A 24236-nucleotide genomic window follows, 5' to 3' on the forward strand; every position below is an offset into this window, starting at 1 on the left:
TATTATTTTAAGACCAGCACGCACAAGCATGACATAAGCATTAGCGCGATGGCAATCTTACCGCCGTTCAGCCAGTTAGCGGCGCGTTTCATCCAGGGTTTTGGCCACACATGATAGACGCAAAAGGCGAGATAAGACGCCTGAATCACCCAGGTGAGCATTCTGAACAGGTAGCCTGAACTGCTCAGATGGGTGATGGTCTGCATCATTTCCATGCAATAAAGAATGAGCCCAACGGTCAGCATTGTGTTCATCAGCCGAAGTTTATACTGCGCGGCCCACGTTCCGCACCCAAACAGCAGGGCCGAGACGAAGGTCAGTATCGCCCAGAGAATATCAATCCAGTTCATGATGCGCCTCTGCTGTATGAGATGGCGGGGTTAATAGCAGCCGCATGGCCGGGACAACCACCGGCCACGCGGTGTCGGAGAGGATCACCACGGCGCTTTTACGCTGTCGGTCGAAGGCGATAGCGGAAGCGAACCCCGACGATTCACCATCATGCCAGGTGATATCGCGCCCCTGAATGCGTGTGGTGAACCAGCCATAGCCCACGCGTGAATCGGGATCGTCAGTTGCAAACTGCGGCGTCATTGCGTCGCGCCATGCGAGCGGTCCTGCCAGCAGCGACTGAGCGTAATGGGCCATGTCGACAATGGTTGAACGCACGCCTCCGGCGGGGGTAAATGCGTGCATTTTCCACGGCGCTTCGCTCAGGCCGGAAGCGGATCGACCCCGGCTGAACGTGGAAGAGGCGGGCGTTGTATCACTGGCGACGACAGAACCTGTCATGTGCGCCTGAGCGAATACGCGCGTTTGCAGGAGGTCAGCAAAAGATTGATGCGACGCACGCGCCAGCGCCAGTCCCAGCAGCGCATAGCCGGTGTTGGAATAGTCAAATCCGGTCGGGCGTTCGACGCTGGCTTTATTCACCATGTCTATTAATGTCTCCTCATCGAAGTCCCAGAAATTGTCTCGCAGGATGATGGACTTAATAACCTGAACTTTCTCGGGTAACGACGTCGCCAGCGGCGGCAGGCCGGAGCGATGCGAAGCCAGCTGCGCCAGGGTAATATCGCTCGCCGGGCCTGCGATCTCCGGAATAAGTTCACCGACGCGGGTTTGCGGAGTCGCCTCGCCGCGTCGCTGCGCCTCAATCAACAGGCTGCTGGTCATGGTTTTGGTCAGGCTGGCGATTTCATACTGTTTTGTAAAATCGCTGTCCCACAGGGCGTACTGCACGCCTTTTGGCGTGATAAGTGCGACGGCAACGCTGCCACGCGCCCCGCTGAGGAGTGGCGTCAGGAACGAGACGATGGTTGCATCACCCGTCTGGCGCGGGGACGGCGTGCTGACGCCCGGCTGCAGGTAGATGCCTGCGGCAATCAGCGACACAAAAACCACCCCTGCGGCTAACACTCGCCTGCGGCTGTATACATACTGTTTATTCATGGTCTGCGCCTCAGAACTCGTACTGGATCATTGATGACAGGGTGTACTGCATGCGGCTGTTAACCAGCGGGCTTTTACCCGCTTCATCAAGCAGGCAGGCTGCGCGACCGGTCACCCCAGCCGCCAGATTTTCACTGATGTGCCAGACCAGTTCGCTATCGACTCCAGCTTCCTGTAAACCCGAAGATGGGGAATACGCCTCAAACCCGGTGCGCTGAGACTGGCTCGCGGTGACGCCATAATGGCGCTGCTGATAGCCGCTGTTCGCCCAAGTGATGTCACCTGCGACCGAAAATTCGACGTCCTGCCCGCGCCAGAGGGTGGACTTTACGCCGCTATTCACGGTCCTCGCCAGCTGCTGCGTCTCGCCACCGTACCGGTGTTTTTGCGTTGCACTTAACGCGCGCAGCCATATCATCCAGTCCTCGCGTTGATAACGCATTTCCGCGCCCGCCATCAGCATGTCGGCCATATCACCCATTCCCTGGAGATCACGGTTTTTTCGAGCGGAGAAGGGATAGTTAACCGTCTCTTTTCGCCCCTCATCAGAGGCCAGCAGCAGGCTCACGGCAAACGGGGCGTCGGGGTGATATGTCCATGCCAGCCCCTCCGTGGAGAGATCCCATTGCCCCCAGTCTTTACTCTTCAGACTCAGGCCGCCCTTCAGTAGCGGTCCGGGTGCGTAATGCCGCGATCCCGAATAAACGGGACTGACCGCGACGCCCAGACCCGCGTAACCGGACAGCTCCGCACCGTGTAAGGGGGCGCAAAGCACGATCCCCGCGAGCAAAACGCCATACAGCAGACTTCTTTTCATTCGATGCCTCTCCAGGCAAAAAGTAAGTTGAAGTGCGTGCAGGCTAGCCTGGAGTTTATCGTTTAACAATAAACATTTATTGTTTTACACTAAAATTGGTAGGGCGCTAAAGCTCTCACTACAAAAAGAGATGCGGCCGTGGAGGAAAGTACGATATCGTAACTCTATGATTGAATGAGGAGTTCGCAGGAACGCCGTCGCGACAGGACGATAAATGATTGATGACATCCGTTACCTGATAGTGTTTGCAAAGATTGCTGAAGCTGGATCCATTTCAGGTGGGGCAGAAGCGTTAGGGCTTACAACCGCAACGGCAAGCACGCATTTATCAAAGCTGGAAAAAAATCTTGGCTGCGCGCTGCTCTACAGAAACACCCGCAAACTTTCTCTGACTCACGATGGTGCAAATTTGCTGGAAACGGCCAAATCGATGCTGGCGCTGTATGAGCAAGGGGTTATTGAATTTAAGCAGCGTTCGATATCAACGGCGAATAAGCTTACTGTTTCACTTCCTGCCGTTTTTTTGAAGAGTGCGTTTACCCGGCATCTGGCCGATTTTATAAAGCGACATCCGGGCATTTTACTGAATATCTCTTACAGTGATACGCGCAGAGATATTATTGCCGACGGCATTGATGTTGCATTTAGAATCGGCGAACTGCCGGACAGTTCACTGAAAGCGCGCCATCTTTTTGTGCTGCCGCGCCAGGTTGTTGCTTCCCGTGATTTGCTCAGCCATTATCCGACGATTACGCATCCTGATGACCTGGCGCAACTGCCATGGATAGGACTCAATATGCGGCAGAATAGCCGGGAATTTCGCCATAAAAATGGGGGATTGGCGGTCGTAACGTATACGCCTGGCGTGTATGTAGATAATGTCGAAGCCGCTTATGCGCTTGCCAGGCAACAAATTGGTCTCGCAGCACCTCCCCGTTATTTAAGCGAAGAGGACGTTAAGCGTGGAGACATGCAGGAAATACTCCCTGACTGGTCATTAGAACCGCTGAAAGTCTATGCCGTATGGCCTTCTAATATGTCGACCAGCAGTATTGCCTACAAATTGATTAATGATATTTATAACGCGATTGAGTCCCATACGTTATAACGAGTTTAAAATGCTAAAGAGAGCATGTAACACGCCGTAATAAGCAACAGTCCGCCCATCAACACGTTAAACGTACGGATCTGATGTGTGCTCCTGAGCAGCACCGACACTTTTTCTCCCATCATTGCCCAGGCAGAAAGCGACACATAACAGACTAAAAAATAGACCGCTATAAAGATGAATGCTGCCGCAGGGTTTGAGGGTTCGGAAAACATCGCTGCCCCTGAGGCGCACGCTGTCCATGCTTTGGGGTTGATCCATTGCATAACAAAACCCTGAACAAAACCGGGTGCATCCGTTTTTGTTAATGACATATCGGGCCGGGAAGACGCTATCTTATAGCCCAAATACATAATAAATAAAGAGCCGACAATATTAAGATACCGAAAAAACACAGGATATTTTTCGATTGCAGCGTAAAAACCGAAACAAATAAAGATAAGTAATAACGTAAACCCTATCGTTGCACCGGAGATAAATGAGAAGGTCTTTCTAAAACCGTGAGCGGCCCCAGACGATATAATTACCATATTAACGGGGCCAGGAGAAAATGAAAGCGTCAGTGAAAATATAAACATTGTGAAAATGAACAGCATTTTATCTCCGCGTGTTGGCTTATCTGCATTAGAGGTGCTGCGACGATTAAGTCGCGACTTTAATTCGTCATGTTTCTGAATACTAGCTGGGAACATACGTCAGAGTAAGTGGCATTTATCTAAAGGTGTGTTTGATTTTTTGCACAGGTCGCGCAGCCGCGGGGTAGCGCCTGCCGCAAGCAATCGGCAGGCGCGGGTGGCCCATAAGTAACGGATCCTAATATAATTTATGTAATGCGTGCGGTTCCTGAGTCAGGCATATAACAGCGCTTGTGATAAAACGGAAATAAGGTGGTAAACAAGGGATCGTCAATTTAACGGCAGGTAGATATCCGTTTGCAGCGCATGTTCTGGCACCTCGTGAATAAAGTTGAGGTAGTGGAAAAATACCGGGGCATCGCGCAGCGTTTCGCCGCTGGCCGGCAGCCAGTCGCGAAACATCGCCCACACCGTGGCGGAAATGGTATCCAGAGAACCCGTGTGACGGCCGACGGCGTAACGTCCGCCGTCGATTTCACCATTGGAAACCCCAAATTCATTCTCTGGTATCGCTTCAGCGATACTGCCGCAGATATCGAAACGAAAGGCGTCTGCTGGCGTGGTTGCCGGGTCATCCCAGGCAATGCCAAACGTGCTGCTTTTGTGCACTGGCGATAAGCCCGTGGTTTTACGCCAGGCGATAAATTTCGCCGCGCTGTCATTAACCCGATCCGGGCTGCCACGGTGCTGCAGCATTGCCACTCGGGTCTGTGGGAAATCGACAATCTTAACTTCCATCGTTTTTTGCTCCTGAAAGGTCATTTTCGGTACGCGCTGGTGCCAGTTCAGCCAGTCCGGCTGTTGCCGAAACTGACGCGGGCTTTTTCCAAACGCATTTCTGAAGGCGCGACTGAACGATTCAGGGCTCTGGAACCCGGCATTGAGCGCAATATCAATCACCTTATCCTGAGGGTTAAACGCCAGTCGCCAGGACGCATGACGCAGGCGTAGCCACTGGATATAGCGATACAGAGGCTGACCGCTAAATGCCAGAAACTGCCGGTGAAAATGATAAGGCGAACAGCAGGCTAACGCGCTGAGCTTCTCCAGCGTGAGCGGTTCATCGAGATGGCGGGCGATATAGTCGCACACCATCGTGAAGCGCTCGCGGTAAGCCGTTTTGATTGCATCGTTCATTGCATCCTCCTGATGACCCACTTTGCCTCAGCGAACGGCCAGAATCCTGACCGATCTTGCTAATTATGGAGAAGTTATACTGGCAGCATACCGTTGTGCGGCAGCAATCGCCCTGTCGTCAAAAATATACTGTTCGAAATGATGGCTCGCATCGGTGACGCGATAAATTTTCCATTTACCGTCTTCTATGCGCAGATACACTTTTAGCAGCAGTTTCCGCTCATTACCCACACCCAACTGAACGTTAACAACTTTCCCGGACGCAGAGTTAATCGCATTGCTTACGCTTAGGTCAGGGATCCACTCAGCCGCATAGTCCTGCGTATAGGTAAAATAGTCGGAACCGATAATTTCTTGTTCATAGAGAGAGGAAATTTTCTGCAGTCGGGAGAGTGTGTCTTGCGCAATATAGTCACGCATTTTTGGTGAATCGAGATTATCTTCTTTGCTGTCTGTAACGAAAGCAGTGAGGTAAAACTTGTAAAAGTCATGAGTACGTTTTTCCGGCGCATCCATTTGTGTTGAACATCCCGTAAGAAACAGGCACATCAAGAGAACGTAACGCATCAGCTTTTCCTGTAAATTTTGTAAGCGGGGCGTGCGGAGCGATATCCGGGGCCACCCCACATATCTCTTTGTCTGAAGTCAGAGTACCAGGTAGTGCCGTCATAAATTGCCATGTGACCCGCAGGATTACCGCCATCATAGGGTTGAGTAACTACCACATCGCCTTCCTGTAATGTTTCACCTTGCCCTAAAACTCGAAAACCTGCTCGTTCAAGGTTACTGCCATAGTCCTTTGCGTTAGGTGCATTGCCAATATCCACGCCACCTGCACGTATTGCCTTACGCGTAAATTCTCCACAGCGTCTTTGCGATGAAGTTCCCGCATTCTGGCGTGCGTGCAGGGCTGCTGCGTGTTTGTTCCATGCCATGTGTTAACTCCTGTTGTATATGAAATCGTCACTAAACAACGGAAGCAACAATCCGGTTAGGCAAATAATGTCATTAAAAAATTATATATTTCAGTGTCTTATACCTTTTTGATGTTTCATTTGCCTGGTTGATGATATGCAGTAGATACGCTGCTGTTGCAACGAAAACAGAAGGTTTACATCGACAGGAAAGTTAAATACCATACCCCCCTATAGTATCAGGAGGGCGTATGCCGCATTCACCCGAAGATAAAAAACGTATTCTTACCCGCGTCCGTCGCATTCGGGGTCAGGTTGATGCCCTTGAACGCGCGCTGGAGTCGGGCGACCCCTGCCTGGCCATCCTGCAGCAAATAGCCGCCGTGCGCGGGGCTGCCAATGGCCTGATGGGCGAAATGGTTGAAATTCACCTCAAAGATGAGCTGGTAGCGGGGGACACCACGCCGGATCAGCGAGCCGTACGCATGGCGGAAGTCGGCCATTTACTGCGCTCTTATCTAAAATAAATCCACATACCTGACAAAAAAGGGAAGGCATATGAAATCTCGCGCTGCAGTTGCATTTGGCCCCGGCCAGCCGCTCAAAATCGTTGAAATTGACGTGGCACCGCCGAAGAAAGGCGAAGTGCTGATCAAAATCACCCATACCGGCGTGTGCCATACCGATGCGTTTACGCTCTCGGGCGATGACCCGGAAGGCGTCTTCCCGGCAGTGCTCGGTCATGAAGGCGGCGGGATTGTGGTGGAAGTGGGCGAAGGCGTGACCAGCCTGAAGCCGGGCGATCACGTGATCCCGCTGTACACCGCGGAATGCGGCGAATGCAAGTTCTGTAAATCCGGCAAAACTAACCTCTGCCAGGCGGTGCGCGCCACCCAGGGGAAAGGGCTGATGCCGGACGGCACTACCCGTTTCTCTTATAACGGCGAGCCTGTTTATCACTACATGGGCACCAGCACCTTCAGCGAATACACCGTTTGCGCGGAGATCTCGCTGGCGAAGGTAAACCCGCAGGCGCCGCTGGATAAAGTCTGCCTGCTGGGCTGCGGCGTGACCACCGGTATTGGCGCGGTGCATAACACGGCAAAAGTCAAAGAGGGCGATACCGTGGCGGTGTTCGGTCTCGGCGGCATTGGTCTGGCGGTGATTCAGGGCGCGGTGCAGGCGAAGGCCGGTCGTATCATCGCGGTCGACACCAACCCGGAGAAATTCAGGCTGGCGGGTGAAATGGGCGCGACCGATTTCGTGAACCCGAAAGATCACGAGAAGCCGATTCAGGACGTCATCGTCGAGATGACCGACGGCGGCGTGGACTTCAGCTTCGAGTGTATCGGCAACGTGAACGTGATGCGTTCCGCGCTGGAGTGCTGCCACAAAGGCTGGGGCGAGAGCATCATCATTGGCGTGGCCGGAGCGGGTCAGGAGATTAAAACCCGTCCATTCCAGCTGGTCACCGGGCGCGTATGGCGCGGTTCCGCGTTTGGCGGCGTGAAGGGGCGTACCCAGCTTCCGGGTATGGTTGAAGATGCCATGGTCGGCAAGATTCAGCTCGATCCGTTCATTACCCACCGTTTACCGCTGGAGCAGATCAACGAGGCGTTCGATCTGATGCACGAAGGAAAATCCATCCGTACCGTTATCCATTTCGGCGACAAGTAACTCTTCTGCCAGCGGTTTTTAGCCGCTGGCATTTCTTTAATAATCTTCTCTAAAGTGTGACCAGTGCGGCGTTTTTAGCCGTAATCTTAATCTGTGCCGTGCCGATGACTATTTAACAGGCGTGTTTTTACGCATCTTACCTACAAGAGAGTCGACGGTCATGGACAACACTACTTCGATGCTGGCGCAGCGCAAGCTGAGCTTCTTGCATCACATCAGGCTGGTTCCGCTGTTTTCCTCCATTCTCGGTGGCATTATTCTTCTGTTTGCCTTGAGCTCGGGTCTGGCGGGTTATTTCCTGCTGCAGGCCGATCGCGATCAGCAGGATGTCACTTCCGAAATTCAGGTGCGTATGGGGCTGTCGAACAGCTCAAACCATCTGCGAACCGCGCGTATCAACCTGATCCACGCCGGTGCGGCAAGCCGTATCGCGGAGATGGATGCGATGAAGCAGAACATCAGCGAGGCTGAAAAGCGTATTAAGCAGTCCCAGGAGAGCTTTACCGCCTATATGAATCGTGCCGTGCGTACCGCTGAGGGCGCAGCGCTGGATGAGGATCTCAAGGCGCGGTACGACGCCTATATCGCGGGCATGCAGCCGATGGTGAAATTTGCCAAAAATGGCATGTTCGAAGCGATCATCAATCACGAAAACGAAACGGCGCGCCCGCTGGATGACGCTTACAACGCCGTTCTGCTGAAGGCGATTAAGATCCGTACCGACCGTGCGAATGCGCTGACGGCGCAGGCGCACAGCCGCACGCAGCTGGGCCTGATGTTTATGGTAGGCGCGTTTGCGCTGGCGCTGGTGCTGACGGCGATGACCTTTGTCGTGCTGCGCCGCACGGTAATCAATCCGCTGCAGCGTGCAGCGAAACGTATCGAGAATATCGCTAAGGGCGACCTGACGATGCCGGACGACGTGGCGGGGCGCAGCGAAATTGGACGCCTGACGCGCGATCTGCAAACCATGCAGCACTCGCTTGAAAATACCGTGGGCACCGTACGTCAGGGGGCGGAGGAGATCTACCGCGGCACCAGCGAGATTTCAGCCGGTAACACCGATCTCTCTTCGCGCACTGAGCAGCAGGCTGCGGCCATTGAGCAGACCGCCGCGAGCATGGAACAGCTGACCGCGACGGTGAAACAGAACGCCGATAACGCCCATCATGCCAGCAAGCTGGCGGAAGATGCCTCCGGTAAAGCCAGCCGCGGCGGCCAGATGGTCTCCGGCGTGGTGAAAACCATGGGCAATATCTCCAGCAGCTCGAAGAAGATCTCTGAGATTACCGCAGTGATTAACAGCATTGCGTTCCAGACCAATATCCTGGCGCTTAACGCGGCGGTAGAAGCGGCACGTGCGGGTGAACAGGGGCGCGGATTTGCCGTGGTGGCAAGTGAAGTGCGCACTCTGGCAAGCCGCAGTGCGAATGCCGCAAAAGAGATCGAAAGCCTGATTAACGAATCGGTATCGCTGATCGACCAGGGCTCCGGCGAGGTTGTTGCCGCCGGTAACACCATGAATGAAATCGTCGAAGCGGTGAAACGCGTCACCGACATCATGCTGGAGATCGCCGCGGCGTCCGATGAGCAGAGTCGCGGTATCGTCCAGGTGAGCCAGGCGATTTCTGAGATGGATAAAGTGACCCAGCAGAACGCCTCGCTGGTGGAAGAAGCCTCCGCGGCGGCGGCGTCTCTGGAAGAACAGGGCGCGCGTCTGACCGAGGCGGTTGGCGCGTTTCGGTTGAACGGTGCAAAGTCGGGCCGCGCGGTGATCTCTGCGCCAGTGGCGAAGAATGCACCGTTGCGCCCGGCGGCGACGGTTTCCGGGGATAACTGGGAGACGTTCTGAGTGGCGTGTTGTGTCGGGTGGCGGCTTCGCCTTACCCGACCTACAAAAACTGACCTACAAAAAAGGGACCTTTCGGTCCCTTTTTCACATCTTATTTCTTATCGGGTAACGCGTACGCGATAACGTAATCACCGCGATCCGGCGACTGGCGGGCGCCACCGGCGTTAATGATGATGTACTGCTTACCGGTTTTCGGCGACACGTAGGTCATCGGGCCGGACTGGCTACCGACAGGCAGACGGTCTTTCCAGATCTCTTTCCCGGTGGCGGTATCAAACGCGCGCAGGTAGAAATCCTGGGTACCGGCAAAGAACAGCAGGCCGGACTGGGTAGAGAGCGACGCGCCCAGGGTTGGCATACCGATTGGGATCGGCATGCGCATGCGAATACCCAGCGGGCCGGTATCTTCCACCGTGCCGACAGGAACCTGCCACACCAGTTTGCCGGTTTTCAGGTCAACGGCTGACATGGTGCCAAACGGCGGCTTCTGACACGGAATGCCCAGCGGTGACAGGAAGCGTTCACGCATCGCGCCGAACGGCGTGCCGTCCATTGGAACAATTCCCATCTCGATGCCGCTGGCGTTTTTCGCCACGTTCGCGCGCGGTACCATGTAGTTTGCCAGGCCCAGGCGCATATCGTTGACGAACATCAGGCTGTTGTTCGGGTCAACGGAGACGCTGCCCCAGTTCATCCCGCCGAGTGAGCCAGGGAACTGCAGGGAACGGTCGAGGCCCGGCGGAGTGAAGACGCCCTGATGACGCATCTCTTTAAACTGGATGCGGCACAGCAGCAGGTCGACAGGCGTCGCGCCCCACATGTCGGACTCGGTCAGCGTCTGGTTGCCAATCATCGGCATGCCAACGGAGTACGGCTGGGTTGGGGAGTAGCGTTCACCCTCAACGTTACCCGCCGGAACGGGGCGTTCTTCCACCTTCGCCACCGGCTTGCCGGTTTCGCGGTTAAGCATGAAGATCATGCCCTGCTTGCTGGTCTGCACCAGCACAGGCGTGGTGCCGCCTTTACCGTCTGGCAGATCGTACAGCAGCGGCTGGGAAGGCAGGTCGAAATCCCACAGATCGTGGTGGGTGGTCTGGAAATGCCAGCGCACCTGACCGGTGGTCGCGTCGACGGCGACGATGGAGGAGCTGTACTTATCGTCCAGCGCGGTACGCTCGCCCGCCCAGAAATCCGGGGTGGCGTTGCCGGTTGGCAAATAAATCAGATTGAGTTTTGCATCATAAGACATCGCTGACCAGACGTTCGGCGTGCCGCGGGTGTAGGTCTGGCCTTCCGGCGGCAGGCCGGTCAGGTTCGGATTACCCGGATCCCACGCCCAGGCCAGTTTACCGGTGTGAACGTCGTAGGCGCGCACCACGCCCGGCGGTTCGCCGGTAGAGTAGTTATCCGCGACGCGACCGCCAACGACGACAACGTTCCCGGCAACCAGCGGCGTGGAGGTTTGCTGATAATATCCGGGCTTAATCTCGCCCATGCCGACGCTCAGATCCACGATGCCATGGTCGCCAAAGTCGTCGCAGACCTTGCCATTATCCGCGTTGATGGCAATCAGACGGGCATCGGTGGTGGGCAGGAACAGGCGGCGAGGGCATGCCGCTGGCGATGTTCCGGTCTGTGACGCCGTCACGTTTGCGTGATCTTCAAAGTAGCCCAGACCGCGGCAGCGCTGCCAGTTCGGCGCGGTCGCTTTCGAATCATAACGCCATTTTTCTTTACCGGAATCCACGTCCAGCGCCAGCACTTTACTGTATGGCGTACAGACATACAGCGTGTCGCCAATCTGCAGAGGCGTGTTTTGATCTTCCGCGCCCGAGCCGTTGCTCTGCGGAATATCGCCGGTGTGCGCAACCCACGCGACTTTCAGCGAGCTGACGTTTTGCTTGTTAATCTGGTCCAGCGCGGCGAAACGGTCGCCGTGGGTGGTGTTGCCCCAGTGTTCCCAGTTCTTTTGCTGCTCGCCGGGTGCAACGGGTTTCACCGGCACGGGCTCGTTCGCTGCCACGAGGGTTTGCGGCTTAAACATCCAGCCCAGGCTGACCAGCATGGCGACCGCGAGCAGGGCCGCGACGCCAAAGGCGGGCGCCTTGTTCGGGGCAGTGTGGTTTGCTGCGCGCAGGAAGGGCCAGACGATGGCGCAGAGGAACGCCAGCACGGCAAAGGTAAACAGGCGGGAGAAGAGCGGCCAGAAATCCCAGCCTGCATCGCTTACCGCCCAGAACAGCGAGGCAATAAACGCGATGCCGTATAGCAGGATCCCGCTGGTGCGGTTGAGGAAAATCAGGATCGCGGCAACCACCATCACCACGCCCATGATCAGGAAGTATCCACTTCCGCCTACGGTGGCGAGCTTAAAGCCCAACCCGCCGACCGCCAGACCGATGAGCATCATCAGTCCGGCAAGAAGCCACTGCAGAATACGAGGTATCCCGCGCGGCGCGCTGCCAAATGCCATGTCTTTCTCCTTTCGATCCCCCGCAGCGTCGGGTATGTACCAGTTGGGTAATAATTGCGGGAGGAATAATGATTAATACGAGTGAATTCGGGTTTATAAAATGATTTGCGAACCATTTGGTGAATTCACCGTTATGATAAAACTGTTAAATTGTTTTACGCAATTGTTAATGAATTATTCCGCATTAATTGATTAACGCACGGGCTAGTCCCCTCTCCCTAAGGGGAGAGGGTTAGGGTGAGGGGTGAAAAAGGTGTTATACCGGCATTGATTTACGGATAGCGCTCAGCAGCGTCTGTGCGCCCGTGGAAAGGGGGGTATCCACCCGGGTCAAAATGCCGATGGGTTCGCCGGCACCTGGGGAGGTAATCGGCAGGGCGATCAGCGTTCCCTGGCGTAGATCATCTTTTACCGCGCCGGAGGGAACGAACCAGACGTAGTCATAATCCAGGGTGAGCTGGCGTGAAAGCGAGGCCGACAGCGTTTCGATACACCCTGAAGGCAGCGTACATCCCTGCATCTGCAGCAAGGATTCTGCGGTCTGGCGGGGGACGGTCCCTTTCGGGCACACCACTACCGGCCACTCCATGACCCGGCTTAGCGTCACCGTGTCCTGCAGCAGGGGATGATTGGGACGAACCACCAGCTTCAGGGACTCCAGGAATAACAGTTCGTAATTGAGACCGCCCATCAATTCAGGGTCGGACATGCGACCGATACCGATATCCAGCTCGCCTGATTTCAGCCCCGCGAGCAGCATGGTGTTATTCATGGTGGCAACCTGAATTGTGGTATGCCGCTGCTGCTTGTGGAACTGGCCGATAACCGGCGGAAGAATACCCAGCGCTGCGGTAGGCAAGGCGCCCACGCGCACCACCTCACTGGATTGCGCTTCTTTTCGATGCAGGGACTGGCCCGCGGTATTGAGCGCATCCAGCACTTTAACGGCGTGCGTAAGGAACTGTTCGCCCACGATGGTAAGCTGTGCGCCCAGCCGCCCGCGGTCAAAAAGACGGGCACCGGTCAGCTGTTCCAGCTCGTTGAGGGTTTTCGAGAGCGCAGGCTGGCTCAGGTTAAGAGTTTCAGCCGCACGCCCCAGCGTTCCCTGTTGAGCGACGGCCACAAATGTATGCAAATGGCGCAAGCGTATGCGCTGACTGAACAGACCATTTTTTTCCATAGGCGATGTTAAAAACAGAGCGATGCGGGTGACAAGTTAAGTTGTTTAATTTTGATAACCTGATAGCAAAATATTTTTAACATTTGATCTGTTTGAGTTACAACATGTTTTTCGGCAGGGGAATAAGAGCGAACGTCCTTGTTCATTTATCGCTCATTACTGAGGGGAAAGGGTTAAGCGGTTAGATCACGCCGTCACCGCCGTCAGAACACCACACCTGGCCGGACGTAAATGAACATTCATCCGAGGCCAGCGTGACGTACAGCGGGGCAATCTCGACGGGCTGACCTGGACGCCCCAGCGGTGTATCTCCGCCAAACTCCTTTACTTTTTCCATCGGTTGCCCGCCGCTGGACTGCAGTACCGTCCAGTAAGGCCCAGGAGCAACCGCGTTGACGCGAATGCCTTTTGGACCCAGCTGTTTGGCTAAGGATTTGGTAAATACCGCCAGACAGGCTTTTGTCTGGGCGTAGTCCAGCAAAACGGGGCTGGGCTTCACCGCCTGAACGGAGGAGGTATTAATGATAACGGAGGAGGCTTTCAGGTGGCGCAGGGCCGCTTTGGTGATCCAGAAAGGGGCATAGACGTTGGTTTTAAACGTCGCGTCAAAATCCTCGGTGGTCAGGTCTTCAAGCGATTCACGGAACTGCTGACGCCCCGCGTTATTGACCAGAATGTCCAGCCCGCCCAGTTTCGACACGGCTTCTTCGACCAGATTCTGACAGAAGGTTTCGTCCCGTACATCCCCCGGCAGCGCGACGGCCTTGCGACCTTCCGCTTCGATCAGGTCGATGACCTCAGAGGCATCTTTTTCTTCTTCAGGCAGATAGTTGATGGCAACGTCAGCACCTTCACGGGCATAGGCGATAGCAACCGCGCGACCAATACCGGAGTCTCCGCCGGTAATCAGCGCTTTTTTGCCGGCAAGGCGGCCATGTCCTTTATAGCTTTTTTCCCCGTGGTCGGGTACAGGCTGCATTTCGGATGCCAGTCCCGGCGGCGTTTGCGGCTGTTCCGGGAACGGGGGCTGCGGGTAAGCGTTCGTACGTTGTTTTGTATCACTCATAGCTGACTCCTTAAGCCAAGGGGTGAGATTTGATGGATAACTGCAGCGTTAACGCTTCGCTGAATTATTTCTGCAAACGATCAACACGGACGACGGCAGGAGATGATTTTTTATCGAGCGAACCGTTGATACTGATCATCTGGTCGGGTTTTACCGTTCTGCCGTCGAAAACTGCCTGGGGAATAATAACGTCGATTTTTCCGGTTTTATCCTGAAATACAAACTTATCGCCGCTACCATCAATAAGATTACCGCGTAATGATATTGTCGCACCGTCGTGCATTTGTTTTGCCTGATCGATGGTCATAATACGCGCATCGTCGGTTCCGCGATATCCGCTATCAAGCGCGTGCGGTGGCGGCGGGGCTTCACCTTTTTGTAACCCGCCGTTATTATCAGCCCATGCGGTTGGAACCAGAAATATCAATAAAGCGGAAATAAGTGATAATTTCATCCGATATCCTTCATTTTGGGTGTCTTGACTTATTAAGTATTGTTGCTATTCCTTTATGTGGCAAATGTGATAAGTCCTAAAAACATTCGCGTGAAAAATCAAACTTATCTGATAATAAGCGAAACGGTGACGATGACCATGAAGCGTGAAAATGAAAAGTTACCCGGGATAGATGAGCGTTATCGTTTGCTGACGTTTGAATACGCGTTTCGTCAGGTCGGTTTTATTGTTCTGTTGGCTATTATCGTCGCGGCGATTGCCGGTCTGTTTTCCAGCGGAATGGTCAGCGACACGGTCAAAATGAATTCCGCTAAATCACTGACCATAAACTATGAACGCTTTGGACGGCGGGAGACAGAAACGCGAATGGAGCTGGCGTTCCCGGTGCAGGCAGAGGGAAAGTATGTCCTCAGCATGACCAGCGAGAGCAGCGAGGTTTACGAGCCTGGCAGCGTCTGGCCGCAGCCTGACAGCATGTTCAGCCGAGGGAAGACCCTCTATTTTGTCTATAACAATCTGAAAAAGTCAGACAGCTTCTCTGTGTTACTCTTCACCACGCCTTCCAGAGCCGGTAAATGGAACACAGTCATCCGCGTCAACAGCGAGCCGGAGATTAACATCTGGCAATTCATTTACCCGTAGGAGGCTGATATGGATATGGTCTTTCGCGCGCTGGCGATTTATCTGTTCCTCATGGTGGTATTTAAAGTGGCCGGACGTCGCGCGCTGTTGCAGATGACCAGCTTTGATCTCATTCTGCTCCTGATAATTAGTGAAGCTACTCAGCAGGCGCTTCTCGGACAAGATTTCTCCGTCACCGGTGCGATGATTACCATTACCACGCTGGTGGTGGTAGATATTATATTTGGACTGATGAAGAAATATTTTTCCCCGGTTGAGAATATTCTGGATGGCACTCCCGTGATTCTGGTTGAGAACGGCGTGCCGTTAGCCGACAAACTGAAAAAAGTGGATGTCTCCTGCGATGATATTCTGGTGTCAGCCAGGCAAAATAATGGCATTACGGAAATAAGCGATATTAAATATGCCATACTTGAACGCAATGGACATATTTCGATCATTCCTTTCGAGAAATAAGAGGCGGAAAGATGAGCAATCTTTTTCACGACAACAATTATACCGTGGATGTACTAACAAAAAAGCTGGCAAGCAAATTAACCGATCTCGGACTTCGCTTAACCACCGCGGAATCCTGCACGGGCGGCAAGCTCTCGGTGGCGCTTTGCGCAGAGGAAAACACCGCCGAATTTTATGACGTCGGCCTGGTCGTGTTCAGCGACGAAGCCAAAACGCGGATCCTCAGCGTGCGCCCTGAAACGCTTGCGCGGTATACCGCCGTCAGTGAACAGACGGTGACCGAGATGGCTGCCAGTATTCGCGACTTCGCCCAGGCGGATATCAGCATCGCCATCAGCGGCTACGCAGGCCCGGAAGGGGGCGACGACGGCACGGCGGCGGGGACGGTCTGTTTTGCGTGGAACATCCGCGGCGAGACGAAGACTCGCACCGTGCTTTTCTCCGGTGACTGTCAGGACGTGGTGGAAAAAGCGGTGCATTTCTCGCTGGCCGAGCTGCTGGCAGCATTGTCGGACGGGCATAACGGTTGATTTCACGAGGAGGTTCTATGGCGGTCGTAGTGATTACCGGTGGGACGGCGGGCGTGGGAAAAGCCACGGCGCTGCACTTTGCAAAGGCAGGTTACGATGTTGGCCTCATCGCCCGCGATGAGGCAAGCCTGCACTCCACCCAGGAAGAGTTGCGCCGCTTCGGCGTGAATGCGCACGCCGTGCAGGCTGACGTTGCCGACAGTCAGGCGGTGGTGGATGCGGCTAACGAAATTGAGTATCGCCTCGGCGCGATTGATGTCTGGGTGAACAACGCCATGGGGGCCGCGCTGGCACCGTTTCGCACCCTTACGCCGGCCGAGTTTCGTCGCGTGACTGAGGTGACGTACCTCGGCTACGTGAACGGCACCCGCGCCGCTCTCGAACTGATGGTTCCGCGCGACAGGGGCGTGATTATCCAGGTGGGGTCCGCGCTGGCCTACCGTTCCATTCCATTGCAGTCAGCCTACTGTGGTGCCAAAGCGGCGATCCGCGGGTTTACCGATGCGGTGCGTACGGAACTGATGCATGAGAACAGCCGGGTTCAGCTTTCGATGGTGCAGATGCCGGGGCTCAATACCCCGCAGTTCGAATGGGCGAGGAACAAGTTCGCCTGGGCGATGCGGCCGGTGCCGCCGGTCTTTGAGCCTGAGGTGGCCGCCAGCGCTATCTTCAGGGTGGCGCAAAAACCGGTTCGCGAGCTGTGGGTAGGCAGCAGCACCATCCAGTCGATTGTCGGGCAGTTTCTCTTCCCGGGTTTTCTGGACCGGCTGATGGTCAGGAAAGCCTGGGAAGGCCAGATGACCGACGAACTGAACGCGCCGGATCGCCGGGACTACCTAGACCAGCCGGTTAACGATCTGCATAAAATCCATGGCCGCTTTACTGACGAGGCGAAAACCCGCGCGCCGTCCGTCACCTCCGGCATGCCGGGTAAAATGGCGCTGGGCGCCCTCGCGGTGGCAGGGATAGTGCTGACGCGTCTGATAACCCGCCGGAAACCGTAATCAGCGCAGAGCGCTACGGTGCGTCCAGAACCAGCGATAGCCGTAGCCGCCAAGGCTGAGCTCAACGGTTTTGCCGCAAATCAGCGCGTCATCGTAGCGCTTGTCCTCGAGACAGGCGGTCCAGGTGGCGTTGTGGATCCCTTTTGTGGTGAACTGCACCGGCTGGTCGCTAAAGTTGACGAAGGTCAGGATGCTGCGCTCGTCGGTCTCGTAATAGATCCCCAGCACCGCGTCATCATCGATTGTGATAAGTCGAAAAGGCGCAACGGCAATTTCTGGGAACTCCGAGCGGGTATTGGCAATATCGATTATCCGGTGCAGGAGCGAGTTGTGGTGAAGCAGCGAATCGGCGACGTTGACTTTCTGATAGCGGTAAGGGCCATGGTCGATAATTGGGGCGATAAATTTTTCAGGGTCGGCCGCGGAGAAACCGCCCCCTTGTGACCCCGCCCACTGCATCGGGGTGCGAACGGCGTAGCGCTCCTCCAGCTCCAGGTCGTCACCCATACCTATCTCGTCGCCGTAGCGCATCACCGGGACACCCGGCAGGGAAAACAGCACCGCGTGACAGAACGCCAGCCGCTTCCGATCGCCATTAAGCATCGGCGCCAGGCGGCGGCGGATCCCGCGCTGATAGACGTTCATCTCCTCATCAGGGGCGAAGGTATCGAGGACAAACTGTTTGTCTTTCTGGCTGATACCTTCAAGATCCAGCTCGTCGTGATTGCGCAGCCAGTTGGCAAAACAGCAGGCGTCAGGCGGGACGATCATCTTCTTCACCGTGTTGCGCAGCGGGCGGGCGCTTTTGCGGGCCAGGCTGACGTAGAAATACTTGTTGAGCCAGAAATTCAGCACCAGATTCAGGCGGTCATTATTGCCAAAGTAGTCCTGATAGGCCTCTACCTCGACGTCCACCTCACCGAGCAGGATCGCGTCCGGATTCCGCTGTTCGATAAGACGGCGCATATGCTCGAGGATCCACAGGCCCTTTTTTTCATCACCGTTTCCCGCCTGCGTGGTCAGGTGGGAGGCGGCATCGAGGCGAAACCCCGACACGCCCAGCTTGAGCCAGAAGAGGATGATATTCTCAATCTCTTTCAGCACCGCGGGCGAGGTGAGGTTCAGATCCGGCTCGTGGTGATAAAACATGTGCCGGTAATACTGTCCCGCCTCGTCGTCCCAGCTCCAGATGCTCTTCTCCACGCCGGGGAACATGGGGGGCGTATCGTCCTCGTCGTTATCCGACCAGAGGTAATAATCACGATAGGGTGACGCCGGGTTGCGGCGCGCCTGCTGGAACCAGGGATGTGCGTCCGACGTGTGCTGGATCAGCAGCTCGATAATGACCTGCATGCCCAGCTCGCGGGCCTGTTCGATAAAGGCGATGATATCGGCCAATTTTCCGAAGCGGGGGTCCACCTGAAGATGGTCGCTGACGTCGTAGCCTTCATCGAGAAAAGGGGTCAGGTAAAACGGGGTGATCCAGATGACCGTCGCCCCCATTCGGCGAATGTAGCGCAGCTTGGCCGCGATCCCGGCGATGTCCCCGCAGCCATCGCCGTTCAAATCATAAAATAGCGCGGTATCAATCTGATAAATAATGGCTCGTGTATGCCAGTCCGTCATAGCGTTCCTCAGTGATAGCCTTCAGTATCCGAAACTTTTCCCCGAAAGACGTAGTAGCTCCAGGCGGTGTACACCAGGATCACCGGAATAATCAGTAATGTTCCTACCAGCATAAACAGCTGGCTGGCAGGCGGGGCTGCGGCTTCCCACAGGGTGATGCGCGGCGGAATAATGTTCGGCCAGAGGCTGATGCCCAGCCCGCTAAACCCGAGGAAAATAAGCCCCAGCGTCAGCAGGAAAGGGCGAGAGTGGCTGTCCGGATTGCGGGTCAGGCGCCAGATCAGCACGCTGAAAAGCCCGACCAGCAGAGGAACAGGCAGGAACCAGAAGAAGTTGGGCAAGGTAAACCAGCGGTCGGCCACGTACTGCCAGCCGAGCGGCGTCCAGATGCTGACTACCGCGATAACCACCATCAGGGCCAGCAGCACGTGGCGGGTTAGCTCGCGCATGCGGACCTGCAGCGCGCCTTCGCTTTTCATAATGAGCCAGGTGGTGCCCAGCAGCGTGTAGGCGACGACCAGTCCGATGCCGCAGAAGAGGTTGAAGGGGGTGAGCCAGTCCAGCGCAGAGCCGACAAAACGTCGGCCCTCCACGTCAAAGCCGTTGATCACGGCCCCCACCACCACGCCCTGGCTGAAGGTGGCAAGCAGGGAGCCGCCGGCAAAGGAGTAGTCCCAGAATTTGCGGTGCGACGGCGTGGCTTTGAAGCGGAACTCGAAGGCGACGCCGCGAAAGATGAGACCGATCAGCATCGCGGTGAGGGGGATCGTCAGCGCATCAATAATGACCGCATAGGCCAGCGGAAACGCGCCGAACAGCCCCGCGCCGCCGAGTACCAGCCAGGTCTCGTTGCCGTCCCAGACGGGCGCGACGCTGTTGACCATCACATCGCGCTCTTTCGCATCGCCCACAAAGTTAAACAGCAGACCGATGCCCAAATCAAAGCCATCCATGATGATGTACATCAGCGTGGCAAAGACGATGATGGCAAACCAGATAACAGAGATATCGACGCCCATCAGATTCTCTCCTCTTCCGGAACAGACTCAGCGGCAGACAGCGGACGGGCAGGCGTGCCCGAGGTGTTTGACGTCAGCGTATCGACGGGCTGAGGTCCTTTCTTAATCAGCCTGATGAGGTAAACATAGCCCACGCCAAACACGGAAGAATAGACAACGAAGAACGCCAGCAGGCTGATGCTCATCTGTAGGGTGCTGTGCAGCGATACCGCGTCGATGGTGCGCAGATAACCATAGACCACCCACGGCTGTCGGCCCACTTCGGTGGTCACCCAGCCGGCGAGCAGCGCCAGCAGCCCGGCAGGTCCCATGCAGAGGGCAAACCAGTGGAACGGGCGCGAATGGTAAAGCCGATGACGATAGCGTAGCCAGACGCTAAACAGGCCGAGAGTTATCATCAGCAGCCCCATCCCGACCATCACGCGGAACGACCAGAAAACGATGGTCGAATTTGGGCGATCCTCTTTCGGAAAGTCTTTCAGCGCGGGGACCTGCTTGTCCAGGCTGTGCGTCAGGATAAGGCTGCCGAGCGCGGGGATCTCCAGTCCGTATTTGGTACGCTCCTCCTCCATATCCGGCAGGCCAAACAGCAGCAGCGGGGTGGCCTCACCGGGCGGATTTTCCCAGTGTCCCTCAATGGCGGCAATTTTTGCCGGCTGATGCTCAAGCGTGTTCAGGCCGTGCATATCGCCCACCACCGCCTGAATGGGTGCGACCAGCAGCGCCATCCACATCGCCATGGAAAACATGGTGCGGACGGCAGGCGTATCGTTACCGCGCAGCAGATGCCATGCCCCCGATGCCCCGACAAATAGCGCGCTGCTGAGAAACGCGGCGATAGCCATATGAATAAGACGGTAAGGGAAGGAGGGGTTAAAGACGATGGCCAGCCAGTCCTGCGGGATCACCTGGCCGTTCTCGATAGTAAAACCCTGTGGCGTGTGCATCCAGCTGTTGGAGGCGAGGATCCAGAAGGTCGACATCAGCGTGCCGAGCGCCACCATGCAGGTCGAAAAGAAGTGCAGCCCGGGGCCGACTTTGTTCCAGCCGAACATCATGACGCCAAGGAATCCGGCCTCCAGGAAGAAGGCGGTTAAGACCTCATAGGTCAGGAGTGGGCCGGTAATACTGCCCGCGAACTGCGAGAACCCGCTCCAGTTGGTGCCAAACTGGTACGCCATCACCAGCCCGGAAACGACGCCCATGCCGAAGTTAACGGCAAATATCTTGAGCCAGAAATGGTATAGCGATCGCCAGACGTCGTTTTTGGTGCGCAACCACATGCCCTCCAGCACCACCAGATAGCTGGCAAGGCCGATGGTGATCGCGGGAAACAGGATGTGGAACGAGACGGTAAAAGCGAACTGAATTCTGGCCAGATGAAATGCATCGAGTTCGAACATGGTCCGTACCTCTGAGACGATGGGGCACGCGAATTGCCGGGCAGTTCAGGCCTGCCCGGCAAACCGATTACGGTTTAGTCTTACCGGCACCCAGCTCGGCACCGGTCAGCGGGTCGGAATGTGGATCGGATTTCGTGCGGGCAGACATCGCCTTGACCAGGGTTGCCTGCTCGGTTGTGAGCGTGACGCTGGCACTGCCATCGCCGCCATCCACCGCAGGCTGGGGGGACTCAACGTAATCGAAGTGTTTATCGCTGTTCCAGCTTCCGCGAACCTCTCCACCTTCAGACATATTGTAGTACTTGTTGGTGAATTCCTCGATTGGCGGCAGTTTCCCCGGCGGGAAATTATTACGGATGGACTGCAGAGCCTTCTCAAAGGAGAGCTGATGCGCCGCCTCACGCGTCATCAGAAACGCCAGCGCGTCCTTTACGCCGGGATCGTCGGTCACGTTGATCAGCCGTTCATAGATGATTTTCGCTCTGGCCTCGGCCGCCACGTTTGAGCGCAGGTCCGCCGTCGGCTCCCCGATGGTATCGACGTAGGCCGCGGTCCAGGGTACGCCCGCAGAGTTAGTGAGCGGGGTACCGCCGCCATAGAGCAGGGAGGTGATGTGGCTGTCATTCCCGTTTTCGGTCATGGAGCGATACAGCTCGGCCTCATTTTCCACCCCTTCCGCCAGCGCGCCCTTGGCACCTTTATTCAGCATGCCGACCAGGGTACCGATGATTTCGAGGTGGCTTAACTCCTCGGTCGCGATATCCATCAGCATATCCTTGCGGCCCGGATCGTCATCGCTCAACCCTTGCGTAAAGTAGCGGCAGGCGGCGGCCAGTTCACCCTGCGGTCCGCCAAACTGTTCCAGTAAAAGGTTGGCAAGGCCGGGGTTGGGTTCGGCGACGCGAACCGTGTATTGCAGCTGTTTGACGTGTCGAAACATAGGCACTCTCCTGTGGATTATTTTTTCGCTTCGACACCCGATGCGTCTGAGCGCAGCAGGAACTGTTCCGTCGTTTGCGGGATATGGCGAATCAGCCAGTCGGCCATTTCGCGCTCTTCTGCGAGGATCGTCTCAATAGCGGGTATCGAAGCGGTGTCCCCGGCTTTTTTGGCCGCTGCCAGCAGGGAGGTATAGCAGGCGATTTCAAACTGTTCGAAAACATATCCGCTGATCGAGCCCTTCACGATTTCGTCTGAAGGGAACATGCCGCCGATGGATTGCCCCAGCGCCGCCATTTTGCTCATCGAGTCTTTTAAGACCGAACGAGAAATATCATTACGGTCGAGGATTTCCTCCAGCAATGTGATTTGCCGTTTTGTCTCATTAATATGCTGTTCAATTCTGGCGCGAACATCAGGATAATTATCGATACGGCTGGCCATGGATTCCAGCATAGATTCGGCTTGCTTTTCCATCGCATGGGCATCGCGTAGCCAGTCATGGTAGTGTTCTACGTGATTCATCATTGTATCCTCATTAGGAGGGTTCGCTTATTTGGTCTCACTTTCAGCAGCCTGATCGGCACGCGCGGCACTGTAGCCAGATAAATGGCCGACAATATTGGCGTAAATACTGATGATAATGACCCACAGCACGCTGTTCTTCCACCATATTACGGAAGGGGTGGCGAGAATGAACCATATTATGGCTGCCGTTAAATGGCACCGTTTAATTGTCCTGGGACTGATGCTCATTTTATTTAACCTGTATTATTGCGTCATTTCTGCGCTTTTTGGTTAATATTTCCAACGGCCAGGTCGGTGAGTTTAAGGTCGGTCTCTTTTTCTTCTTCCAGGGTTTCGGCAAGAAGTTTAACGGCTTTTTTATAGCCCAGTTGTTCTGCTAATGTGGCAAGGGTACCGTAGCTGGCTATTTCGTAATGCTCAACTTTTTGTGCAGCAGCAATTAACGCGGCATCACGCACCTCGTTTTTTTCCGTGCTTTCGATGACTTCGTTGGCTTCTTCAATTAAGCCTTCCATCGCCACGCACTTCATGCGTTTGATCTTAATACCGTCTTCCTGCTCGACGATCTGGTCAATACGTTCAATCTGACCCTGCGTTTCCTCAAGGTGTGCGGTAAAAGCGGCGCTCAGCTTCTCGCTGGACGCGGCGCGGGCGAGCTTGCTCAGCGCGCGGGTAAGCTGCTTTTCTGCGCTGTAGGTATCCGACAGAAGATGAATAAATACATCCTCAACACTTTTCATATTCATAATAATTACGCTCCGGTAAAATAATGAAAGGGTACTGCGAGCTTTTCAGCCCGCAGCATGCTCTCTGGTTTTATTAAAAGAGTTTTAAATAAGATCAGGAGTTATCAGATTTACGGCCTCCGCCGTGACTGTTCTGTCCCCCTTTCTTACCCGCTTCAGATGCGCGTTGCGGATCGTTTTTAAAATTACCACCGCTGTGCTGGCCACCTTTACGTCCAGCTTCTGATGCTTTTTCACGGTCTTCAGCGAAATTACCGGAACCACCACGATGCTCTGCCATATTAAACCTCATAGTCATATATTGGTTATGTCAGTACGATACGAAAATATTTCCGTATCACTCGTCGTTCGAGTAATAACTCTAGTCGCTGTACGTCATCCGTCAAATGCGTTTTGCTATTTGCGGTTGCGTTATTTTTAAGTATTTGTAAATTTGCGCTTCGCTTAAAATGGAAATATGGATAGGCAGGAATGACTTGTAAACGACCATTCGGATTAATCCTAACTTAGAGCTAAAAATTTGAAAGGTGAGGATAAAAATAATGGCATGCTCAAATTGATTAATTTGCAGTCAGGAG

The 24236-nt window shown here is 55.1% G+C and carries 27 protein-coding genes; 8 read left to right on the forward strand and 19 right to left on the reverse strand.

The window, feature by feature from the left end; all coding sequences use genetic code 11:
- Window positions 1–2 precede the first annotated feature (2 nt).
- The 3 genes from AC0TN7_RS22400 to AC0TN7_RS22410 are packed head-to-tail and all read right to left on the reverse strand — an operon-like array spanning window position 3 to window position 2269.
- Window positions 3–350, reverse strand: coding sequence for a hypothetical protein (locus AC0TN7_RS22400; RefSeq protein ID WP_090417036.1), 348 nt, complete (start codon window positions 348–350; stop codon window positions 3–5).
- Complete coding sequence (locus AC0TN7_RS22405) at window positions 337–1452, reverse strand: serine hydrolase domain-containing protein (protein ID WP_090417034.1); 1116 nt, start codon at window positions 1450–1452, stop codon at window positions 337–339. The genes AC0TN7_RS22400 and AC0TN7_RS22405 overlap by 14 nt, the downstream gene beginning before the upstream one ends.
- A gap of 10 nt (window positions 1453–1462) precedes the next feature.
- On the reverse strand, window positions 1463–2269 hold the full coding sequence (locus tag AC0TN7_RS22410) for a MipA/OmpV family protein (RefSeq protein ID WP_417927357.1): 807 nt from the start codon (window positions 2267–2269) through the stop codon (window positions 1463–1465).
- A gap of 214 nt (window positions 2270–2483) precedes the next feature.
- On the opposite strand from AC0TN7_RS22410, the gene AC0TN7_RS22415 reads away from it, so the two are divergent.
- Entirely contained in the window at window positions 2484–3377 is an 894-nt protein-coding gene (locus AC0TN7_RS22415; RefSeq protein WP_473702475.1) for a LysR family transcriptional regulator, read from the forward strand.
- Between the two features lie 5 nt (window positions 3378–3382).
- On the opposite strand, the gene AC0TN7_RS22420 is transcribed toward AC0TN7_RS22415, so the two are convergent.
- From AC0TN7_RS22420 to AC0TN7_RS22435, 4 genes are all read right to left on the reverse strand, one after another.
- Window positions 3383–3973 (reverse strand): LysE family translocator, encoded by a 591-nt coding sequence (locus tag AC0TN7_RS22420; protein WP_473702476.1) that lies wholly within the window; start codon window positions 3971–3973, stop codon window positions 3383–3385.
- Between the two features lie 309 nt (window positions 3974–4282).
- Complete coding sequence (locus AC0TN7_RS22425; protein WP_473702477.1) at window positions 4283–5149, reverse strand: AraC family transcriptional regulator; 867 nt, start codon at window positions 5147–5149, stop codon at window positions 4283–4285.
- Between the two features lie 63 nt (window positions 5150–5212).
- Complete coding sequence (locus AC0TN7_RS22430) at window positions 5213–5716, reverse strand: YqhG/Tai3 family protein (RefSeq protein WP_407820807.1); 504 nt, start codon at window positions 5714–5716, stop codon at window positions 5213–5215.
- Window positions 5716–6084, reverse strand: a complete 369-nt coding sequence (locus AC0TN7_RS22435) for an NlpC/P60 family protein (RefSeq protein WP_157189152.1) — start codon at window positions 6082–6084, stop codon at window positions 5716–5718. Before AC0TN7_RS22435 ends, AC0TN7_RS22430 begins: the two co-directional genes overlap by 1 nt.
- Window positions 6085–6314: 230 nt before the next feature.
- Between AC0TN7_RS22435 and AC0TN7_RS22440 the strand changes: the two genes are divergently transcribed.
- The 3 genes from AC0TN7_RS22440 (at window position 6315) to AC0TN7_RS22450 (ending at window position 9592) form a co-directional block, all read left to right on the forward strand.
- Window positions 6315–6590 (forward strand): metal/formaldehyde-sensitive transcriptional repressor, encoded by a 276-nt coding sequence (locus AC0TN7_RS22440; protein WP_008502288.1) that lies wholly within the window; start codon window positions 6315–6317, stop codon window positions 6588–6590.
- A 31-nt stretch (window positions 6591–6621) separates the two neighbouring features.
- Window positions 6622–7740 carry an S-(hydroxymethyl)glutathione dehydrogenase/class III alcohol dehydrogenase gene (locus tag AC0TN7_RS22445; RefSeq protein ID WP_021242543.1) on the forward strand — a complete coding sequence of 373 codons (1119 nt, stop codon included), beginning with the start codon at window positions 6622–6624 and terminating at the stop codon, window positions 7738–7740.
- 160 nt (window positions 7741–7900) lie between these two features.
- Window positions 7901–9592: a methyl-accepting chemotaxis protein gene (locus tag AC0TN7_RS22450; RefSeq protein ID WP_463726682.1), complete on the forward strand. Its 1692-nt coding sequence runs from the start codon at window positions 7901–7903 to the stop codon at window positions 9590–9592.
- A 91-nt stretch (window positions 9593–9683) separates the two neighbouring features.
- Here AC0TN7_RS22450 and AC0TN7_RS22455 read toward each other — a convergent pair whose 3' ends face one another.
- The 4 genes from AC0TN7_RS22455 to AC0TN7_RS22470 all read right to left on the reverse strand — a co-directional run bounded on the left by AC0TN7_RS22455 (window position 9684) and on the right by AC0TN7_RS22470 (window position 14765).
- Window positions 9684–12065 (reverse strand): glucose/quinate/shikimate family membrane-bound PQQ-dependent dehydrogenase, encoded by a 2382-nt coding sequence (locus AC0TN7_RS22455; protein WP_463726683.1) that lies wholly within the window; start codon window positions 12063–12065, stop codon window positions 9684–9686.
- Window positions 12066–12321: 256 nt separating this feature from the next.
- Window positions 12322–13245, reverse strand: a complete 924-nt coding sequence (locus AC0TN7_RS22460) for a LysR substrate-binding domain-containing protein (RefSeq protein WP_024908406.1) — start codon at window positions 13243–13245, stop codon at window positions 12322–12324.
- Between the two features lie 181 nt (window positions 13246–13426).
- Complete coding sequence (locus tag AC0TN7_RS22465) at window positions 13427–14311, reverse strand: SDR family oxidoreductase (RefSeq protein WP_048991107.1); 885 nt, start codon at window positions 14309–14311, stop codon at window positions 13427–13429.
- Window positions 14312–14375: 64 nt separating this feature from the next.
- Window positions 14376–14765, reverse strand: coding sequence for a YdeI family stress tolerance OB fold protein (locus AC0TN7_RS22470; RefSeq protein ID WP_024908408.1), 390 nt, complete (start codon window positions 14763–14765; stop codon window positions 14376–14378).
- A gap of 138 nt (window positions 14766–14903) precedes the next feature.
- Between AC0TN7_RS22470 and AC0TN7_RS22475 the strand changes: the two genes are divergently transcribed.
- The 4 genes from AC0TN7_RS22475 to AC0TN7_RS22490 are packed head-to-tail and all read left to right on the forward strand — an operon-like array spanning window position 14904 to window position 17397.
- Window positions 14904–15407, forward strand: a complete 504-nt coding sequence (locus tag AC0TN7_RS22475) for a hypothetical protein (protein ID WP_473702529.1) — start codon at window positions 14904–14906, stop codon at window positions 15405–15407.
- 9 nt (window positions 15408–15416) lie between these two features.
- Window positions 15417–15863 carry a DUF421 domain-containing protein gene (locus AC0TN7_RS22480; RefSeq protein ID WP_023335661.1) on the forward strand — a complete coding sequence of 149 codons (447 nt, stop codon included), beginning with the start codon at window positions 15417–15419 and terminating at the stop codon, window positions 15861–15863.
- Between the two features lie 11 nt (window positions 15864–15874).
- On the forward strand, window positions 15875–16393 hold the full coding sequence (locus AC0TN7_RS22485; RefSeq protein WP_417927363.1) for a 2-oxo-tetronate isomerase: 519 nt from the start codon (window positions 15875–15877) through the stop codon (window positions 16391–16393).
- A 17-nt stretch (window positions 16394–16410) separates the two neighbouring features.
- On the forward strand, window positions 16411–17397 hold the full coding sequence (locus tag AC0TN7_RS22490) for an SDR family oxidoreductase (RefSeq protein ID WP_417927364.1): 987 nt from the start codon (window positions 16411–16413) through the stop codon (window positions 17395–17397).
- Here AC0TN7_RS22490 and AC0TN7_RS22495 read toward each other — a convergent pair whose 3' ends face one another.
- From AC0TN7_RS22495 to AC0TN7_RS22530, 8 genes are all read right to left on the reverse strand, one after another.
- Window positions 17398–19023 (reverse strand): alpha-amylase family protein, encoded by a 1626-nt coding sequence (locus AC0TN7_RS22495; RefSeq protein WP_417927365.1) that lies wholly within the window; start codon window positions 19021–19023, stop codon window positions 17398–17400.
- An 8-nt stretch (window positions 19024–19031) separates the two neighbouring features.
- Window positions 19032–20042, reverse strand: a complete 1011-nt coding sequence (gene cydB / locus AC0TN7_RS22500; RefSeq protein ID WP_048991113.1) for a cytochrome d ubiquinol oxidase subunit II — start codon at window positions 20040–20042, stop codon at window positions 19032–19034.
- The gene (locus AC0TN7_RS22505; protein WP_370883669.1) at window positions 20042–21445 is read right to left on the reverse strand and encodes a cytochrome ubiquinol oxidase subunit I; all 1404 of its coding nucleotides are present in this window, start codon (window positions 21443–21445) and stop codon (window positions 20042–20044) included. The genes cydB and AC0TN7_RS22505 overlap by 1 nt, the downstream gene beginning before the upstream one ends.
- A 67-nt stretch (window positions 21446–21512) precedes the next feature.
- Window positions 21513–22385 (reverse strand): manganese catalase family protein, encoded by an 873-nt coding sequence (locus AC0TN7_RS22510; RefSeq protein WP_008502274.1) that lies wholly within the window; start codon window positions 22383–22385, stop codon window positions 21513–21515.
- 17 nt (window positions 22386–22402) lie between these two features.
- Window positions 22403–22909, reverse strand: a complete 507-nt coding sequence (locus AC0TN7_RS22515; protein ID WP_014883791.1) for a ferritin-like domain-containing protein — start codon at window positions 22907–22909, stop codon at window positions 22403–22405.
- Between the two features lie 27 nt (window positions 22910–22936).
- Window positions 22937–23140: a hypothetical protein gene (locus AC0TN7_RS22520; RefSeq protein ID WP_414670216.1), complete on the reverse strand. Its 204-nt coding sequence runs from the start codon at window positions 23138–23140 to the stop codon at window positions 22937–22939.
- A 23-nt stretch (window positions 23141–23163) separates the two neighbouring features.
- Window positions 23164–23658, reverse strand: coding sequence for a YciE/YciF ferroxidase family protein (locus AC0TN7_RS22525; RefSeq protein ID WP_023311678.1), 495 nt, complete (start codon window positions 23656–23658; stop codon window positions 23164–23166).
- Window positions 23659–23752: 94 nt separating this feature from the next.
- The gene (locus AC0TN7_RS22530; protein ID WP_004150795.1) at window positions 23753–23938 is read right to left on the reverse strand and encodes a con-10 family general stress protein; all 186 of its coding nucleotides are present in this window, start codon (window positions 23936–23938) and stop codon (window positions 23753–23755) included.
- Window positions 23939–24236: the final 298 nt, after the last annotated feature.

The organism is Enterobacter sp. PL_is511, from assembly GCF_055816065.1.

Excerpts from the sequence above, each read along its gene's own strand:
- AC0TN7_RS22400 (WP_090417036.1), bottom strand. The coding sequence starts at position 350 with ATGAACTGGATTGATATTCTCTGGGCGATACTGACCTTCGTCTCGGCC.
- AC0TN7_RS22405 (WP_090417034.1), bottom strand. The coding sequence starts at position 1,452 with ATGAATAAACAGTATGTATACAGCCGCAGGCGAGTGTTAGCCGCAGGG.
- AC0TN7_RS22410 (WP_417927357.1), bottom strand. The coding sequence starts at position 2,269 with ATGAAAAGAAGTCTGCTGTATGGCGTTTTGCTCGCGGGGATCGTGCTT.
- AC0TN7_RS22415 (WP_473702475.1), top strand. The coding sequence starts at position 2,484 with ATGATTGATGACATCCGTTACCTGATAGTGTTTGCAAAGATTGCTGAA.
- AC0TN7_RS22420 (WP_473702476.1), bottom strand. The coding sequence starts at position 3,973 with ATGCTGTTCATTTTCACAATGTTTATATTTTCACTGACGCTTTCATTT.
- AC0TN7_RS22425 (WP_473702477.1), bottom strand. The coding sequence starts at position 5,149 with ATGAACGATGCAATCAAAACGGCTTACCGCGAGCGCTTCACGATGGTG.
- AC0TN7_RS22430 (WP_407820807.1), bottom strand. The coding sequence starts at position 5,716 with ATGCGTTACGTTCTCTTGATGTGCCTGTTTCTTACGGGATGTTCAACA.
- AC0TN7_RS22435 (WP_157189152.1), bottom strand. The coding sequence starts at position 6,084 with ATGGCATGGAACAAACACGCAGCAGCCCTGCACGCACGCCAGAATGCG.
- AC0TN7_RS22440 (WP_008502288.1), top strand. The coding sequence starts at position 6,315 with ATGCCGCATTCACCCGAAGATAAAAAACGTATTCTTACCCGCGTCCGT.
- AC0TN7_RS22445 (WP_021242543.1), top strand. The coding sequence starts at position 6,622 with ATGAAATCTCGCGCTGCAGTTGCATTTGGCCCCGGCCAGCCGCTCAAA.
- AC0TN7_RS22450 (WP_463726682.1), top strand. The coding sequence starts at position 7,901 with ATGGACAACACTACTTCGATGCTGGCGCAGCGCAAGCTGAGCTTCTTG.
- AC0TN7_RS22455 (WP_463726683.1), bottom strand. The coding sequence starts at position 12,065 with ATGGCATTTGGCAGCGCGCCGCGCGGGATACCTCGTATTCTGCAGTGG.
- AC0TN7_RS22460 (WP_024908406.1), bottom strand. The coding sequence starts at position 13,245 with ATGGAAAAAAATGGTCTGTTCAGTCAGCGCATACGCTTGCGCCATTTG.
- AC0TN7_RS22465 (WP_048991107.1), bottom strand. The coding sequence starts at position 14,311 with ATGAGTGATACAAAACAACGTACGAACGCTTACCCGCAGCCCCCGTTC.
- AC0TN7_RS22470 (WP_024908408.1), bottom strand. The coding sequence starts at position 14,765 with ATGAAATTATCACTTATTTCCGCTTTATTGATATTTCTGGTTCCAACC.
- AC0TN7_RS22475 (WP_473702529.1), top strand. The coding sequence starts at position 14,904 with ATGAAGCGTGAAAATGAAAAGTTACCCGGGATAGATGAGCGTTATCGT.
- AC0TN7_RS22480 (WP_023335661.1), top strand. The coding sequence starts at position 15,417 with ATGGATATGGTCTTTCGCGCGCTGGCGATTTATCTGTTCCTCATGGTG.
- AC0TN7_RS22485 (WP_417927363.1), top strand. The coding sequence starts at position 15,875 with ATGAGCAATCTTTTTCACGACAACAATTATACCGTGGATGTACTAACA.
- AC0TN7_RS22490 (WP_417927364.1), top strand. The coding sequence starts at position 16,411 with ATGGCGGTCGTAGTGATTACCGGTGGGACGGCGGGCGTGGGAAAAGCC.
- AC0TN7_RS22495 (WP_417927365.1), bottom strand. The coding sequence starts at position 19,023 with ATGACGGACTGGCATACACGAGCCATTATTTATCAGATTGATACCGCG.
- cydB (WP_048991113.1), bottom strand. The coding sequence starts at position 20,042 with ATGGGCGTCGATATCTCTGTTATCTGGTTTGCCATCATCGTCTTTGCC.
- AC0TN7_RS22505 (WP_370883669.1), bottom strand. The coding sequence starts at position 21,445 with ATGTTCGAACTCGATGCATTTCATCTGGCCAGAATTCAGTTCGCTTTT.
- AC0TN7_RS22510 (WP_008502274.1), bottom strand. The coding sequence starts at position 22,385 with ATGTTTCGACACGTCAAACAGCTGCAATACACGGTTCGCGTCGCCGAA.
- AC0TN7_RS22515 (WP_014883791.1), bottom strand. The coding sequence starts at position 22,909 with ATGAATCACGTAGAACACTACCATGACTGGCTACGCGATGCCCATGCG.
- AC0TN7_RS22520 (WP_414670216.1), bottom strand. The coding sequence starts at position 23,140 with ATGAGCATCAGTCCCAGGACAATTAAACGGTGCCATTTAACGGCAGCC.
- AC0TN7_RS22525 (WP_023311678.1), bottom strand. The coding sequence starts at position 23,658 with ATGAATATGAAAAGTGTTGAGGATGTATTTATTCATCTTCTGTCGGAT.
- AC0TN7_RS22530 (WP_004150795.1), bottom strand. The coding sequence starts at position 23,938 with ATGGCAGAGCATCGTGGTGGTTCCGGTAATTTCGCTGAAGACCGTGAA.